This window comes from Flavobacterium hercynium, assembly GCF_002217285.1.
Lineage (GTDB): Bacteria > Bacteroidota > Bacteroidia > Flavobacteriales > Flavobacteriaceae > Flavobacterium > Flavobacterium hercynium.
Window position 1 is genome coordinate 318087 of sequence record NZ_MUGW01000002.1, and the last position, 15362, is coordinate 333448.

At 33.5% G+C, this 15362-nt stretch carries 17 protein-coding genes; 9 read left to right on the plus strand and 8 right to left on the minus strand.

All coding sequences use genetic code 11. The features are described 5' to 3' along the window. Window positions 1-57 precede the first annotated feature (57 nt). Complete coding sequence (locus tag B0A66_RS01730; RefSeq protein WP_089048111.1) at window positions 58-1209, plus strand: sensor histidine kinase; 1152 nt, start codon at window positions 58-60, stop codon at window positions 1207-1209. Between the two features lie 68 nt (window positions 1210-1277). Here the strand turns inward: B0A66_RS01730 and B0A66_RS01735 are convergent, their stop codons facing one another. Next, the gene (locus B0A66_RS01735; RefSeq protein ID WP_089048112.1) at window positions 1278-1664 is read right to left on the minus strand and encodes an HIT family protein; all 387 of its coding nucleotides are present in this window, start codon (window positions 1662-1664) and stop codon (window positions 1278-1280) included. Window positions 1665-1749: 85 nt separating this feature from the next. Beyond that, window positions 1750-2226, minus strand: a complete 477-nt coding sequence (gene greA / locus B0A66_RS01740) for a transcription elongation factor GreA (RefSeq protein WP_089048113.1) — start codon at window positions 2224-2226, stop codon at window positions 1750-1752. Window positions 2227-2382: 156 nt separating this feature from the next. On the opposite strand from greA, the gene B0A66_RS01745 reads away from it, so the two are divergent. Further along, window positions 2383-2799 (plus strand): Rieske (2Fe-2S) protein, encoded by a 417-nt coding sequence (locus tag B0A66_RS01745; protein ID WP_089048114.1) that lies wholly within the window; start codon window positions 2383-2385, stop codon window positions 2797-2799. A 64-nt stretch (window positions 2800-2863) separates the two neighbouring features. Here B0A66_RS01745 and B0A66_RS01750 read toward each other — a convergent pair whose 3' ends face one another. The 5 genes from B0A66_RS01750 to B0A66_RS01770 all read right to left on the minus strand — a co-directional run bounded on the left by B0A66_RS01750 (window position 2864) and on the right by B0A66_RS01770 (window position 9142). Next, window positions 2864-5035: a TonB-dependent receptor gene (locus B0A66_RS01750; protein WP_089048115.1), complete on the minus strand. Its 2172-nt coding sequence runs from the start codon at window positions 5033-5035 to the stop codon at window positions 2864-2866. Between the two features lie 257 nt (window positions 5036-5292). Beyond that, complete coding sequence (arfB, locus tag B0A66_RS01755) at window positions 5293-5697, minus strand: alternative ribosome rescue aminoacyl-tRNA hydrolase ArfB (protein WP_089048116.1); 405 nt, start codon at window positions 5695-5697, stop codon at window positions 5293-5295. Then, window positions 5697-7811, minus strand: a complete 2115-nt coding sequence (locus B0A66_RS01760; RefSeq protein ID WP_089048117.1) for a DUF4301 family protein — start codon at window positions 7809-7811, stop codon at window positions 5697-5699. Before B0A66_RS01760 ends, arfB begins: the two co-directional genes overlap by 1 nt. Beyond that, window positions 7772-8395 (minus strand): nicotinamide riboside transporter PnuC, encoded by a 624-nt coding sequence (gene pnuC, locus B0A66_RS01765; protein ID WP_089048118.1) that lies wholly within the window; start codon window positions 8393-8395, stop codon window positions 7772-7774. The genes B0A66_RS01760 and pnuC overlap by 40 nt, the downstream gene beginning before the upstream one ends. A gap of 24 nt (window positions 8396-8419) precedes the next feature. Next, window positions 8420-9142, minus strand: a complete 723-nt coding sequence (locus B0A66_RS01770; protein ID WP_394335248.1) for a geranylgeranylglyceryl/heptaprenylglyceryl phosphate synthase — start codon at window positions 9140-9142, stop codon at window positions 8420-8422. A gap of 107 nt (window positions 9143-9249) precedes the next feature. Here B0A66_RS01770 and B0A66_RS01775 point away from each other — a divergent pair, with 107 nt between their 5' ends. The 3 genes from B0A66_RS01775 to B0A66_RS01785 all read left to right on the plus strand — a co-directional run bounded on the left by B0A66_RS01775 (window position 9250) and on the right by B0A66_RS01785 (window position 10606). Next, the gene (locus tag B0A66_RS01775; RefSeq protein WP_089048120.1) at window positions 9250-9846 is read left to right on the plus strand and encodes a Crp/Fnr family transcriptional regulator; all 597 of its coding nucleotides are present in this window, start codon (window positions 9250-9252) and stop codon (window positions 9844-9846) included. Between the two features lie 83 nt (window positions 9847-9929). Then, the gene (locus tag B0A66_RS01780) at window positions 9930-10217 is read left to right on the plus strand and encodes a hypothetical protein (RefSeq protein WP_089048121.1); all 288 of its coding nucleotides are present in this window, start codon (window positions 9930-9932) and stop codon (window positions 10215-10217) included. Continuing rightward, window positions 10214-10606, plus strand: coding sequence for a group III truncated hemoglobin (locus B0A66_RS01785; protein WP_089048122.1), 393 nt, complete (start codon window positions 10214-10216; stop codon window positions 10604-10606). The genes B0A66_RS01780 and B0A66_RS01785 overlap by 4 nt, the downstream gene beginning before the upstream one ends. A gap of 235 nt (window positions 10607-10841) precedes the next feature. Here the strand turns inward: B0A66_RS01785 and B0A66_RS01790 are convergent, their stop codons facing one another. Next, complete coding sequence (locus B0A66_RS01790) at window positions 10842-11492, minus strand: 4'-phosphopantetheinyl transferase family protein (protein ID WP_089048123.1); 651 nt, start codon at window positions 11490-11492, stop codon at window positions 10842-10844. Between the two features lie 491 nt (window positions 11493-11983). On the opposite strand from B0A66_RS01790, the gene ahcY reads away from it, so the two are divergent. The 4 genes from ahcY (at window position 11984) to B0A66_RS01810 (ending at window position 15302) form a co-directional block, all read left to right on the plus strand. Continuing rightward, window positions 11984-13300 (plus strand): adenosylhomocysteinase, encoded by a 1317-nt coding sequence (gene ahcY / locus B0A66_RS01795; RefSeq protein ID WP_089048124.1) that lies wholly within the window; start codon window positions 11984-11986, stop codon window positions 13298-13300. 235 nt (window positions 13301-13535) lie between these two features. Continuing rightward, a complete protein-coding gene (locus B0A66_RS01800) occupies window positions 13536-13820 on the plus strand; it encodes a hypothetical protein (RefSeq protein WP_089048125.1) in 285 nt (94 codons plus the stop codon). Window positions 13821-13831: 11 nt separating this feature from the next. Beyond that, window positions 13832-14917: a WG repeat-containing protein gene (locus B0A66_RS01805; protein ID WP_208862560.1), complete on the plus strand. Its 1086-nt coding sequence runs from the start codon at window positions 13832-13834 to the stop codon at window positions 14915-14917. A gap of 52 nt (window positions 14918-14969) precedes the next feature. After that, window positions 14970-15302 carry a DMT family transporter gene (locus B0A66_RS01810; RefSeq protein ID WP_089048126.1) on the plus strand — a complete coding sequence of 111 codons (333 nt, stop codon included), beginning with the start codon at window positions 14970-14972 and terminating at the stop codon, window positions 15300-15302. Window positions 15303-15362 lie beyond the last annotated feature (60 nt).

Here is a 15362-nt window from a genome sequence, read left to right on the forward strand (position 1 = left end):
GCATTCAAAATATTAAATGTGTATATTTCGTTATATTTATACCTCAAAAACTTATTTATGCGTTTTTCCGAAAGTAGAAATACAACTCGTTGGATCATCATTAGCATCTCCTTTTTAATCATTACGCTGATTCTCTGGAACACTTATACTTTTTTTCAAATTTTTAAAAATGAAGAAAGAATAAAGATGAAGCTGCTGGCAAATGCACAAATTGCACTAATCAACGCTGACGAAAATACGGATCTTGATCTTCCACTTCAAATTTCGAGCAACAATACTTCTATTCCTGTAATCTTAACAATGTACGATAAAATTCTGAGTACCAGAAATGTGCCTGATGAAATCTTGCAGGACGACAAAAAATCGATGTTGTTTTTAAAAAAACTGAAAAGCGAAAACGAACCTATTATTTTTGAATATGCTCAGGGGAAATACCAAAAATTGTATTACGGAAACTCGGCTTTGCTAAACAAGCTAAAATATTATCCAATAGCGCTATTGTTCATTATCTTTTTATGTGGTGCTCTGATTTATAATTTTTATAAAAGCACCAAAATGGCTACCCAAAATAAGCTTTGGGCGGGTATGGCAAAAGAAACGGCGCATCAGATTGGGACACCGTTATCTTCTTTAATTGGCTGGATTGAAATTCTTAAAACAGAAAACATTGATCAGTCAATTACTGTAGAAATAGAAAAAGACGTAGACCGACTGCAAACCATAACAGATCGTTTTTCTAAAATTGGATCGATACCCGTTTTGGAAATTCACGATGTTGTAGCTGAAACTTTGGCTAGTTATCAATATCTGCAATCACGTTTTTCTAAACAAGTTGCTTTTTCATACCACGGACCAACGGAGCCTGTTTATGCTATGATTAATCCAACACTACATAGCTGGACTATAGAAAATCTGGTAAAAAATGCTATCGATGCCATGAAAGGAAAAGGAACGCTGGATCTTATGATTGAGCAAGACGCAAAGCATATAAAAATAAATGTAAAAGATTCCGGAACCGGAATTTCTAAAAAACAATTTAAAACTATCTTCGAACCTGGTTATACGACCAAAAAACGTGGCTGGGGATTAGGACTTTCTTTAACTAAAAGAATTGTTGAGGAATACCATAGCGGAAAAATTAGGGTAGTACATTCTGAAATTGGAAAAGGAACTACTTTCAGAATTTCATTAAATAAAAAAATGCAGTAAAATAATTTACTGCATTTTTTTATTTTCTAACCTCAGCCTTGAAAATCCAGACTTTGATTAGTAGATTTTTATAAATTGGAATGAATACTTTTTGCCAAAGCTTCGAATTCTTCTTTAGTAAGTGTTACTTTATTATGAAAACGCATTTCATCCATTTCGTTTAACGGAATTAAATGAACGTGCGCATGAGGAACTTCTAAACCTACCACTGCCATTCCTACTCTTTTGCAGGGAACTGTTTTTTCTAAAGCGATTGCAATCTTTTTAGAAAACTTCATTAATCCTAAATACAATTCATCATCCATTTCAAAAATCTTATCGATTTCTTTTTTAGGAATACAAAGCGTGTGACCTTTAGCATTTGGATTTACATCCAGAAAAGCTAAATAATTATCGTCTTCAGCAATTTTATAAGCGGGTATTTCTCCGTTAACTATTTTAGTAAATATGCTCATTTAGTTGATGGTTTTTAGTTGGTGGTTTTTGGTTTGTCGTTTTGTATTAGTTATAACTCTTAGCTATCAACCATAAACCAAACTCTTAATCTCTGCTAATTTCTAATATTTCAAACTTTAAAACACCATTAGGAACTGTAATTTCTGCTACCTCACCTACTGATTTTCCAAGTAAACCTTTTCCAATTGGAGAAGTAACCGAAATTTTTCCGGTTTTTAAATCAGCTTCACTTTCAGCTACAAGCGTATATTTCATTTCCATTCCGTTGCTTTGATTTTTAATCTTAACATTAGAAAGAACTAAAGCTTTTGAAACGTCAAGCTGCGATTCGTCTATTAATCTTGCATTAGAATATACCTCTTCCAGTTTAGAAATTCTCATTTCTAATAAACCTTGTGCTTCTTTTGCTGCATCGTATTCAGCATTTTCAGATAAATCTCCTTTGTCTCTTGCTTCTGCTATATCTTGAGATGCTTTTGGACGCATTACACTTTTTAAATGATCCAATTCATCTTTTAATTTTTTTAATCCTTCTGCTGTATAATAAGATACTTTACTCATAACTTCGTCGTTTATATAAATACAAAAAATCCCATCGGGACGGGATTTCTTATTACAAATATACTATTATTTTTAATAGTACATAATTATATGTTAATCATATAGAATCCAATTTTTAAATAATTTAATTTTGTTTCACTAATCATTTCCAAAATAATGAAAAAAATTCTGTTCCTAATCGTATGTGTAGCTGCTCTTTTTTCTTGTAGCGATAATAATACAAGTAATAAAAACCCAAACATTCCCAGTTATTCGGTCAATGCTTATCTAAATACTACTTTGCCTTTATACAATAATCTAAAGTTTGTCAGCAATCCTGTTTTTGTTCCCAATGAAGGTGCCAAAGGTTTAATTGTAATGAAAACCGGTGAAGGTACTTATAATGCATTTGATGCTGCATGTCCAAATCAGGCGTTCAATTCTTGTGTAGCTATGACGATAGACGGAATAAATGCTGTTTGCTCTTGCGACAAAAGTGCTTACAACCTATTTACCGGACTTGGAGGTCTGGAATATCCAATGAAACAATATCGTGTTGAATTTAGCGGAACTGTCGTTCATGTCTACAACTAATAAAAATACAAAAGCCTGAAATTCTAAATTTCAGACTTTTTTTTTGGACTCTTTTTAGATTCACTTAAAACTTCAATGTCAATCCCGCAAGGAAATTGATTCCTGCCTGTGGATAATAATATGGATAAATGTCATACATATAACCATTTGAAGAATACTTCTTATCTAAAAAGTTATTTACCAAACCTGTAATCAAAATTGATTTAAAAACAGACTTAGGCTTTATTTCGTACGAAACATTCAAATCGTTTATAAAATAATCTGCTAATTTAGCTTCCGGCAATTCTACATTGTTCATGTATTGTTCACCAACGTATTTTTGCAATAAGGAAAGGTGCAAATTACTAATTGGACTGTAGACAATAATATTTCCTGCAATTACAGCCGGAGAATACGCAATCTTTGTAGTTCCGTAATTTTGCCCAGCGACAGCTAAATCCACATTTTTATTATCACTTAAAGTAAAGTTAGGTCTAAGAATAAATTTTTCGGAAAGTTTAATGGTCGCATCAACTTCAAATCCTAGTCGATAACTTTTTTCACTGTTAGAACGAATGGGAGCTCCAACCTCATCTAGTGTTCCCGTTAAGATTAACTGATCCTTATAAGCCATATAATAGAAGTTAGAACTCAATTGAAAACGCTCTGAATTGAATCTCCATCCTAATTCGAAATCATTTAATTTCTCCGGTTTTACATTTCCACCTTCGTAATCTGTTCTGTTTGGTTCACGATTCGCTCTGGCATACGAAAAGTAAAGTGTGTTTTTCGTATCTAATTCATAGTTTAAACCTGCTTTAGGATTAAAGAAATTGAAGCTGTCATCTACCAAACCTGTTTCGGCACCATTGGCTTTATACGTTACATTACGATATTGCAAATCGCCATAAAAACTAAGTTTTTCAGTGAATTGATAATTTGCTTTTGCAAAAATATTACCGTCTGTTTTTGCTGAAAAATCATCGTAATAATGATCTCCCAATTCTGACTGAGAAGCATATCTTGCCCAAATTACTTTTCCGAAATGATCTCCTTCGTACTTATTCCATCCTCCGCCAAAAATTACATCCAGTTTTTCCTCTTTGTATTTCACAGAAAATGTTGTTCCGTAGAAATCATTGTCCAACCATTTTTGACGTATCAAATCCGTTGTAGTGACATTAGCAACCGGCGATAAATTGTATTCAGCCATGTCTGCATCTTCCTTGTAGTTTTCAAAGTAGCCTTTCCCTTTAGTATAATGAAAAGCTAAATTAGTGCTCCATTTGTCTGAAATAGATTCACTCCAGTGCAATTGATAATGATCTTGTTGGTAATTATCGGTTTCATTATCATAAAAACGAGTATTTCCAAACTCATCTGTGTAGATACCTGCTGAATTAAATTTTCGATTTTCCTTTAATGTCTCCCCATCAATTCCGTTCCAGGACTGATATGTTTTTTGAGTACCTCCAAAAACCAACGCTTTTATTAAAGTCGTTTTACCTACATAAGTTCCCTGTAAAAAATAAGATTTTAGATCTGAACTTCCTCTGTCAATATATCCGTCTGATTTAATGGTCGACAAACGTCCTGCAAGTTCGAAATGATCATTTAGTAAACCGGAACTAAACTTTACAGTATTTTTTCTGGAATTGAAACTTCCGTACGAACTTGAAACTTCGGCGCTTGCTTTAGCAGCATAATTATCTGTCAGCATGTTTAAACTTGCTCCAAAAGCACCGGAACCGTTTGTTGAAGTTCCAACACCACGCTGCAACTGTAAGCTTTCTACAGACGAAGCAAAATCGGGCATGTTTACCCAAAATGTTCCTTGACTTTCAGAGTCATTATACGGAATACCGTTGATGGTAACATTGACTCTTGTAGCATCGCTACCACGAACTCTGATTCCTGTGTAACCTAGTCCGTTTCCTGCATCAGAGGTTGTTACTACAGATGGCAGATAATTCATTAAAATTGGAATATCCTGTCCCAGGTTTCTGAATTTAATATCTTTTTTATCTAAATTACTAAAAGTAACAGGCGTTTTTGTAGTAACACGAATAGCAGAAACCAACACATTATCTAATTGATTGACTTGTGTAGAATCTTTTTCCTGAGCAAAAGAAAATAGAGAATAAAAAATAGAGAATAAAAGAAAGAAAATAGATTTGATTCCGGTTCTGTTTTGAACCTTTGAACCTTTGCAACTTAGTACATTACCTTGATAAGTACCTAAAAAAAATGTTTTCATCCGTAAAGAATTACGAATAAAAGGGGGAATTATTCTGTTGTTAAATTAATAAATTGTTCACGACAAAGTATATGCTCACGCTATGTATTTGTCGTTTTTTCCCTTAGCAACATTACTTGCTCAGGTTCGTTGGGTATGATCTCAGCTCGTTATTTAGAGCACCCCTTTGAGACAGTGCAAATCTAGGAAAGATTTTTAAATATTTAGATTGTTTGGCTATTAGATTTTTTAAATTAATTAAAAATCGAAAATGTCGATTAATCCAAATTTGGCTTTCTTCTGGATTGTTTTATTTCAGAAATATTCTTTTTGTCTTTGATTCTCTTTTTAATGACTGATTTCGGAATCTTGGTTGCTTTGCGCACTTTTGGTACAAACAAACCTTTTTTAATAATCTCCAAAAATCTTTTAATAACAATTTCTTTGTTTTTTATCTGACTTCTGTCTTCGTCGCAATTTAAAATCAAAACATTCTCAGTCGTTAAACGTGAAGCCAAATTAGTCAACAACAAGTTTTTTTCTTCTTCCGATACCGCTTGCGAAGCATTCAAATCATAGGTTAGAACAACCTTAGACGAAACCTTGTTTACATTTTGTCCGCCTGCACCGCTGCTTCTAACGGCTTTAAACGTTAATTCTGATATGATTTTGTCTGTATCCATTATTGTGGCTGATGCGCTGGTTTTAATAAATCGTTTACGGTTTTTACCGGATTAAAAGTAATTAATGGAACCGCAACAAAAATCGTTAGCCATTTTGCCATCGCTCCATTCCATAATCCAGGTAACTCATAATTTTTAACTGTTTTGCCTTCGACACTTTTTTCTACAATAAAGCCTGTTTTATGGTCAACAAACTTTGACAAATCAAACTTTTGATTTTTGTAGTTTTTGATTCCGCAAACCAAATCAACAGGATTAAAATGTGATGCTTCTGCTAAAATTTCAAGCTGTTTTTTATTCGTAAGATCCACTTGAGAGGTTTCTACAATTTGAAGTGATATCATTCCCTTCTCACTCATAACCCAAAACGGACCTCCTCCGGGTTCTCCTTCATTTCGAACCATTCCGCAAACTCGAATTGGTCTGTCTAACAATTCTTTAATTTTACTGATTTTATTTTCAAAAGTAAATTTATTAAAATCATTCGTTAATTCAATATTTAGCTTTTGAGTCAGGAAAGATACTATTTCAGTAATTTCGCTTTCAGAGATTTTTTGTTTATCAATGGCTTCGAGATAATGAAACACTTTTTGCTGAATCTCGATCAAAATACCCGCTAACGCTTTTTTGTATAATGCAATTTCCTCAATATGATTCTGAATTACATTGTCGATATTTTTAATAAAAATAATATCGCCGTCCAGTTCGTTTAAATTTTCGATAAGCGCGCCATGCCCTCCCGGTCTAAAAACAAGAGCATCATTTTTGTCGCGAACTATTTTATTCTTAGCATCAACAGAAATAGAATCTGTTCGCTTGTTTTGATACGAGTACCCAATATTAATTTGTGTACCTGACGATTGCTGCACTTTATCTTTTACGGCATCAACCGCTTTTTCAAATTGCGTCTGATGTGCTTCTGAAACTGTAAAATGCAAATGAGACACCTGCCCTGAGGTTGCATAATGAACGCATTCATTTAAATGCTCCTCAATTGGATTTGCAATATGTGTTTTGTATTGGTGAAATGGCAAAACGGCTTTTGGCTTATTTGCAAAATCAAAATAATCTGATGCTAATAATAGTTTTATAAAATAATAATTTTTGTAATCCCTGTCTAAACTTTCAAAATCAGAGTACACTTCTCTAAGCTTGTTGTCGACAGCTTCAAAAAATGGAAACTTGTCCATTGCTACAATAAAAATAGAAAGATTACTGTCTTTGGTTCTGTTTATATAAGCATTAATGGTTTCTTTTTTAACATTAAAATCATTTAAAAAAGCGCTCAAAAATTTAAACATTCTGCTTGCTGCACCGGATGCCGGAACAAACTTTTGAAGTTTTAATGTTTCTTTTTGCAGAGTAAAAAATTGGGCTTTATCCTGAAAATCCTCTTGTGATAGATTCAAAATTCCTTTATCGATCGTGGCCGGGCTTATCAGGTTGCTCTTTAAAATTCCTTTTTTAAAGATCCCCATTTGTTTCAAAACATTTTCGAACGGAATTCCATGTTTATAGATCTGAACAAAATCTGATGACGAGAAACCGTTTTCTTTTGCAAGAGTTAGGTTTTCGATAATATGAATGGCTTTTTCTAGTCGGCTTTTTTCATTACCTGATAAGGTGATAAAAGGCTTTTTGGTCTCTACTAAAGTTTGTTTAAAACCGGAGAAAACGGTTTCTCTTCCGTTTGGAGTATCTCTGATATCGTCTTTTTCCCAAGGAACATCAATATCTGTCAGGAAAAATAAATCATATTCATGCTCTAATGCTGCTTCGTGTAAAAGCGGGTCAGAGAATCCATAATACATTTCAGAAAAAACCTTCGTTACCAATAAGTTAGTATCACAAAACAAATATTTTTTTGCTGAAGCCAGTTTTTGATTTTCTAATGCAACCTGACCATACGCAATAGGCATCATATCATCTGCAATGCAAATGTGCTGGGTTTCTTCCCATTTAGTTTGCAAATAGTCACGTGCAAATTCCGGAACCCATTCGGTTTCGTAATATGCGGCAAGTTGTTTTGCTAAAGTAGTTTTCCCTGTACTTTCAGGTCCAAACAAAGCAATTTTTATGATATTTGTTTTTTGCTGTCTAAGATTTTTCTCCATTCTAAATAAGCTGAAATAGCTAATATTGTAAAAATTAAATATTGAAGTGACAGCATCCCTAAGCCGCGATAAGCATAAAGAGGCACAACAATAATATCACCAATAATCCAAAGTGTCCAGTTTTCGATTTTCTTTCTGGCCATGTACCACATTCCTGCAAAAAATATCCCTGATGAAATCATATCGACATAATTGTCGTTATTAATTTCATAATCAAAATATTTATAGATTCCGAAAACTACACAAACTGTTACTACAAACAATAAAACTCCGATTATTTTTTCGTTAAAATTTGTTCTCGTAATCGGTAAATTATCTTCTGCTGTTCCTCCTTTTCCCCATACATACCATCCGTAAATACTCATTACAGAGAAATAAGCATTGATAATCATATCGCCTATATAACCCGCAACATACAAAAGATATACGGATATAACGGTGGCGATTAATCCTGTAGGATATACCCAAATATTTTCTTTTTTGGCAAACCAAACACTCAAAATCCCAAATACAAAGACTAAAAACTCTAGAGCAATGTGCCATAAAGGAGCATTTTTGTAACTATCGAGAAAAAAGTCAATCATCTTGCGGTATTTTTTATTGTTATATTAACCTTGTGTGTCAAAAAAATGACTGTTATTTTCAAAAGCTGTTCCTATAACAACTACATCAGCACCGGCATTGTACGCAGTTTGAATTCCCTGCAAATCTACAATTCCTCCTCCAACAATTATAGGAATTTCAACACTTTGGCTAATTAATGTAATCATCTGTGAGGGAACTGCTTTTTTTGCACCGCTTCCGGCCTCCAGATAAATTAATTTATTCCCTAACATTTCCCCTGCTTGCGCAGTTGCCAAAACCAAATCCAGATTCTGACGATCGAGCGGTTGTGTTTTACTAACTCTTGCCACAGCCGTTTCGTTTCCGCTTTCTATCAGAATATAACCGGTAGAAATAACCTCCAAATTTGTTTTTTTAAGAATTGGTGCTGCCTGAACCTGATATTCGATAAGATAATCAGGATTTCGTCCTGATAATAATGACAAAAATAAAATAGCATCTGCCTGCGCTGAAATCTGAGAAGGATCTCCCGGAAATAGTATAACGGGTAATGTTGTTTTTTGTTTGAGCATTGCCATCAGATCCTCCAGAATAGTAGCCTGAACAATACTGCCTCCAACAAAAATATGTGTCGCAGGCGATTGGTTTATTTTGATTATTAAATGATCTAAATTTTCCCAAACAATTTTATCTGGATCTAAAAGAATAGCCAATAATTTTTGACGTTCTTTCTTTGCTTCTACTATTTGTTGGTATATGTTGGGCATTTTTTGTGGCATATTGGGCGTAAAAGTAAAAGTTTTTTAATGTAGAAGAACTATTTTGAATGAATTATATTTGCGTGACACCTTTCGTGAACTAAAGAAACTGAATTATGATTACTACTGAATTGCTGGAAAAACATGGTGCTTTGAAAAAAATGTTCGCTAAAAACGAAACTATTTTTGGAGAGGGAAATTTACCTTCGCACTATTATCAGATTGTATCCGGCGAAGTAAAAATGTGTAACTATAATGATGATGGACGCGAATTCATTCAGGGTATTTTTTACAAAGACCAGTCTTTTGGCGAACCTCCTTTGTTTCTAAATCAAAATTATCCTGCCAACGCGATTGCAGTTGAAGGTTCTGAAGTTCTTATTCTTCCTAAAAACAATTTCATGAAACTGCTGGAAGAAAATCCGGCGGTGAGCATTAAAATCATTGAGCATTTAGCACAGCGATTGTATTATAAATCGGTTATGGCTGTAGAAATATCTACACAGGAACCCGAGCACCGAATTCTAAAATTAATAGATCATGGTATTGTTTATTTCAATTTTAAAAAAGACGAGAATGGTCACCTCATTAACTTTACCAGACAACAGATCGGAGATTTAACGGGTTTGCGGGTTGAAACGGTAATCAGAGCTATTAAATCTCTTGAAAAGAAAGGCGTTTTGAAGATTATTGACCGTAAAGTATACCGATAAAAAAGATATTGTTTTATGATTTAAATCATAAAGTGGAGATATAAAGTGGACGTAACTTTGTTGTAATAAAAACAAATAACATTATGACACTTTATCACACAATATTCGAAAATTTCAATAAAAATTATATTGGTTCTGCAACAATGGCTGTAATTGGTCAAAGCTGTTTAGGTGCTGCTGCAGCAATGTATATTTTATCTCACGGAACATCAATTGGTCAAATGATTCAGCTGGCCATTATTGTCTTAGCGTGTATATTGGCTAATACTTCTATTTTAGCACAAATGAAACACAAAGTAGTTTTTAATTTTATAGTTACAAGTATTACATTGAGTATTTTACTCATATTATTGAATAACTTTATACTATGAGAAAACAAATAGAAAACAGAGCTGATGTTTCTTTTTTAGTGCATCAGTTTTATGATAAAATAAGAGCCGATCAAGAAATCGGCTTTTATTTTAATACTATAATCAAAGATTGGGATGCACACTTAGAGAAGCTAACCGATTTTTGGGAAACTAATTTGTTTGCTGTCAAAAAATACAAGGGCAATCCTAATGAAGTACACAATAAAGTCGATTCGCATTTTGAAGGAAAAATAACTTCGAATGAATTTGGAATCTGGCTTAATTACTGGTTTCAAACCTTAGACGAGCACTTTGAAGGCGAAAACGTAGAAACACTAAAACGACGTGCCAGAAAAATGGGAACATTCCTGTTTGTTAATATGTTTGAACATCGCAATAAAATAGCTTAAAATCCGTATAAATCCGCGTTTTCGCAAAGCGAATCTGTATCATCCGCGTTTCATAAAAAGCAAAGTAACTACAATCTTGTATTTTCGAATTCAAGGAAGTCTAAGAACAAATAAAGCTATAACGAGAATCCAAATCTTTGTCGAGTTTCTTGCGAAGATTTACTTCGTCTGTTCGCTATCGCTCGAGTCTCCTTACGTCGAAACGACAAGATTGTGTATAAACTTAGGGTACAATCTATTTCTCAAAAGCATACACTAAGCTAAACTTACCATCAAAATTACTGGATTCTATTTCTTCGTACTGTACGTTGAAATCTTTGATCAGATCATCAAAATGAAGGCTGGCTTGTGTTTGATTATTTTCCAGTAAAAAGTCTTTTACTTTTATATGATCTTTAAAACTGATTCCTTTTTCGTTTCTGATTTTAAAGATGGCTTCTTTTGCTCCCCAGATTACAGTTAGTTTTTTAACGTACTGTTCTATATTATTTTGGTCCAGGTAATCAAACTCACTATCTACAAATTTATCAGCGATGCGAATGATTTTTTCGCGCTGCAATTCCATATCGATTCCTACTGTTTCCTGACTAATGATAATTGCCGCAAAATGATACGAATGGGTTATGGAAATATAATTATCACAATCAAAATAAGGTTTTCCAAATTCATCATAATGCAAGTCTTTATCTGTAAATCCCATTTCCTGAATAAGCATACGAACACTTAAAAAAGCACGCTGATGCATTTGAGATTTCATTTTGTCTAACCTCAACTGTGTTTTTTCTTTTAGAACTACCTGACTTACTAATTCTTCGTAAGATTCTGTTATTTCCCAAACTAGGATTTTGGTAGTTGCATTGCATTGTATGGTTTGAAATAAAGGCATGCTTATTTAATTATGAATTGTGAGTTATGAATTATGAATTGTTTTTGCTGATGAAAAACTAAACTTTTTATTTTAATTGTGAGTTATGAATTATGAATTGTTTTTACTGATGAAAAACTAATCTTTTATTTTAATCATGAACTTTGAATTGTGAATTGTTCTGCTGATGAAAAACTAAACTTTTATTTTAATTATGAACTTTGAATGCTTTTCTTGTTTCCTGATGAAAACTAAACTTTTGCTTTTGTACCTGGTTTTTTAGCCCTGATGGAAACGGCATCCTTTTTCTGGCGATCTTTAGCCAGGAAAAGATAAAGTGTACAGCAGGAATCAGCTCCTCACTTTTATTACCTTGATTCTAAAAACTGTTATTTAACTAATACACTAAAGATTAAGAAATTAAACATTTCACAAATCTCACAGAAATTAGTAAAAATGAAAAAGTTATTACGTAAATTTGCAAAAATTTTACAATTACAAATATACGATAAATGAGTACTACAACTACGCCTTTTGTGGCTTTCAAAGTAAAAGACATTTCTCTAGCAGCTTGGGGAAGAAAAGAAATTGAACTGGCTGAAGCTGAAATGCCAGGTTTAATGGCGCTTCGTGCTGAGTATAAAGACGAACAACCTCTTAAAGGTGCTCGTATCGCTGGATGTCTGCACATGACGATTCAAACTGCTGTTTTGATCGAAACTTTAATTGCTCTTGGTGCTGAAGTTACTTGGTCTTCTTGTAACATTTTCTCTACTCAGGATCAGGCTGCTGCTGCTATTGCTGCTGCTGGAATTCAGGTGTATGCATGGAAAGGTCTTGACGAAGAGTCTTTTGACTGGTGTATTGAGCAAACTTTATTCTTTGGTGAAGACAGAAAACCATTGAACATGATTTTAGATGATGGTGGTGATTTAACTAACATGGTTATAGACCGTTTCCCTGAATTGGTTCCTGGAATCAAAGGATTGTCTGAAGAGACTACAACTGGTGTTCACAGACTTTACGAAAGAGTAAAAGCGGGAACTTTACCAATGCCTGCAATCAACATTAATGACTCTGTTACTAAATCTAAATTTGATAACAAATACGGTTGTAAAGAATCTGCTGTAGATGCTGTTCGTCGTGCAACTGACTTAATGTTAGCTGGAAAAAGAGTAATCGTTTGTGGTTATGGTGATGTTGGAAAAGGAACTGCTGCTTCTTTTAGAGGTGCTGGATCTATTGTAACTGTTACTGAAATCGATCCTATTTGTGCACTTCAAGCTGCAATGGACGGTTATGAAGTTAAAAAATTAAATACTGTAATTGCTAATGCTGATATCATCATTACAACTACTGGAAATAAAGATATCGTTCTTGGAGAGCACTTCGAGCAAATGAAAGACAAAACTGTTGTTTGTAACATCGGACATTTTGATAACGAAATTGATATGGCTTGGTTAAACAAAAACCACGGTGCATCTAAAATCGAAATCAAACCACAAGTTGACAAATATACTATTGCTGGTAAAGATATCATTATCCTTGCAGAAGGTCGTTTGGTAAACCTTGGTTGTGCTACAGGTCACCCAAGTTTTGTAATGAGTAACTCATTTACTAACCAAACTTTGGCGCAAATCGAATTATGGAAAAACAGTGCTGCTTACAACAATGACGTTTACATGTTACCTAAACATTTAGATGAAAAAGTTGCTGCTTTGCACTTAGCTAAATTAGGTGTTGAATTAGAAGTTTTACGTGATGACCAAGCTGCTTACATTGGTGTTGAAGTAAAAGGACCATTCAAACCAGAATACTACAGATATTAATTTATTTTAGATTTCTGAATTTAGATTTTAGATTTCTTTAATCACTATATCAACCCCGGCAAGTTTTTTAAACTTGTCGGGGTTTTGTTTTTTTTTATAGATCAATCTAAAATCCGAAATCTAAAATCTAAAATTACAACTCCTCAATTATTAAATTAACTAGATCTTCACAGATTTTTCTGTTTATAATTTTATTTTTGAAGTATTGAATTCAATTAAAAACTACCCAACCAAAATGATCGAACAAATTTCATGTGCGCTTCACGGCACAAAAGATATGTCTTTTGCGTGCATACATATTGCAATGGCTATAGATGAAAAAGAAAAAGTCGGTTTCTTTTATTCAGAAGCTGAGGAGGATCTTCCGCAAATTGCATGGTGTGGCGACTGCGAGCAATGGCTTTTGGATAATGGCGAAGAATGGACAGACACTTTTCAAACACTTGCTGATTTCAAAATGTTATGTGCGGATTGTTTTGATGAAGCAAAAAATAACGAATCAGAAATTCATATCAGATAAATTCAATTCTCATGAAAAAAATATTTTTCCTTTTTACATTTCTTATCCTGAATTCTTCGGTATTTGCGCAGCATGATGATGCATGGATTGCCTTTTGGAACAAAGACACCACGCTTATCGGGTTTAAAGATAAAAATGGCGTGATCAAAATAGAGCCTAAATTTATGGGTTTTACAACCGCACGAAAATTTGAAAGTATTATAGCGGTTACAGAGGAAAAAAATAACAAATGGGACAACTACTATCTAACCAAACAAGGAAAAATAGTGGGACGTGACAGTTTGTATACTTTTGACAATGGTCCTGATTCTGAAAATGAAGGTTTCATTAGATTTCGTGATCCAAAAACGGATAAAATGGGATTTTTTAATGGCGAAGGAAAAATTGTAATTCCTGCTGAATACAGCAATTTGTCTAAAGTACAAAACGGAATGATTGTCGCGCTGAAAGGCGCTGAAAAAGTAATGGCCGGATTTGATGGTCACTTTAGCTGGGCGGGTGGCAAAGATTATCTGATTGACACTCAAAACAAAATTCTAATTGAAAATTTTGAATACAATGACCAGCTGAATTTTTATTCGCTTCAAAAAAGTAAAGAGCCCACCAAAGACGAAATAAGAGATAATTTTCGTAGTGTTGATGGCGAATATTATTCGTTTATAAATTTTGATAAAGAGTTTAATCATTGGTTAAAAAACACTATCCTTACTGATTTATCCAAAGCTAATTTAGAGAAACATGCGATGAATACTATAACGTATTGGAAAGAACCGGATGGCTGGATAAATGCGCCTAAAACAAAATTTATTCATCAGAATTACACTTATTTAAAACAGAAATTGCAAGAACTTAAAAACCCAAAATGTGATTATTTTGTATCAACTGATGGTTTAAATCAGTTTATTTTTGAATCTAGCGAATATGATTTTTATTTCAACAATTCCAACGAATCTATCGAGTGGAAATATCCTGTGAAGAATATTGTAATTAATCCGAAAAACAAATCGGAACTTAAACAAGATCATATTCAGTTTTTGAGAACAGATGATGGTTATAAACTGCTTTGTGTGTCGGCTCAAAAAGACAATCTTAAATAGTTATTTTTCGCTTTAAAGCGTAACTTTAGGGCAACTTTGCAAAACGTTTCTCATGAAAAACTTTCTGTTTTTATTCTTTGCCATAATTTTCGAAATCATAGCGACTTCGGCATTAAAAAAGTCTGAAGAATTCACCAAACTAATTCCGAGTATTATTACCATTATTGGATATTGTGGTGCTTTTTACTTTTTAAGTTTCGCGATCAGAACCATTCCGGTTGGAATTGCATACGCAATTTGGTCGGGTGTTGGTATTGTATTAATCACGATTATTGGCGCCGTGTTCTTTAAACAAATTCCCGATTTACCTGCCATAATTGGTTTAGCCTTAATTATAGTTGGCGTTATTGTAATTAATGTTTTTTCTAAAACTACAGCGCATTAAAATGTTTCAGGTTTAAAGTTTCAAGTTTTGCAGCAACGTGAAACCTGAAACTTGAAACAA

Coding starts and splice junctions, on each gene's coding strand:
- B0A66_RS01790 (WP_089048123.1), bottom strand. CDS start 11,492: ATGCCTTTATTTCAAACCATACAATGCAATGCAACTACCAAAATCCTA.
- B0A66_RS01810 (WP_089048126.1), top strand. CDS start 14,970: ATGAAAAACTTTCTGTTTTTATTCTTTGCCATAATTTTCGAAATCATA.
- B0A66_RS01780 (WP_089048121.1), top strand. CDS start 9,930: ATGACACTTTATCACACAATATTCGAAAATTTCAATAAAAATTATATT.
- arfB (WP_089048116.1), bottom strand. CDS start 5,697: ATGGATACAGACAAAATCATATCAGAATTAACGTTTAAAGCCGTTAGA.
- ahcY (WP_089048124.1), top strand. CDS start 11,984: ATGAGTACTACAACTACGCCTTTTGTGGCTTTCAAAGTAAAAGACATT.
- B0A66_RS01745 (WP_089048114.1), top strand. CDS start 2,383: ATGAAAAAAATTCTGTTCCTAATCGTATGTGTAGCTGCTCTTTTTTCT.
- greA (WP_089048113.1), bottom strand. CDS start 2,226: ATGAGTAAAGTATCTTATTATACAGCAGAAGGATTAAAAAAATTAAAA.
- pnuC (WP_089048118.1), bottom strand. CDS start 8,395: ATGATTGACTTTTTTCTCGATAGTTACAAAAATGCTCCTTTATGGCAC.
- B0A66_RS01760 (WP_089048117.1), bottom strand. CDS start 7,811: ATGGAGAAAAATCTTAGACAGCAAAAAACAAATATCATAAAAATTGCT.
- B0A66_RS01805 (WP_208862560.1), top strand. CDS start 13,832: ATGAAAAAAATATTTTTCCTTTTTACATTTCTTATCCTGAATTCTTCG.
- B0A66_RS01775 (WP_089048120.1), top strand. CDS start 9,250: ATGATTACTACTGAATTGCTGGAAAAACATGGTGCTTTGAAAAAAATG.
- B0A66_RS01735 (WP_089048112.1), bottom strand. CDS start 1,664: ATGAGCATATTTACTAAAATAGTTAACGGAGAAATACCCGCTTATAAA.
- B0A66_RS01785 (WP_089048122.1), top strand. CDS start 10,214: ATGAGAAAACAAATAGAAAACAGAGCTGATGTTTCTTTTTTAGTGCAT.
- B0A66_RS01800 (WP_089048125.1), top strand. CDS start 13,536: ATGATCGAACAAATTTCATGTGCGCTTCACGGCACAAAAGATATGTCT.
- B0A66_RS01730 (WP_089048111.1), top strand. CDS start 58: ATGCGTTTTTCCGAAAGTAGAAATACAACTCGTTGGATCATCATTAGC.
- B0A66_RS01750 (WP_089048115.1), bottom strand. CDS start 5,035: ATGAAAACATTTTTTTTAGGTACTTATCAAGGTAATGTACTAAGTTGC.
- B0A66_RS01770 (WP_394335248.1), bottom strand. CDS start 9,142: ATGCCCAACATATACCAACAAATAGTAGAAGCAAAGAAAGAACGTCAA.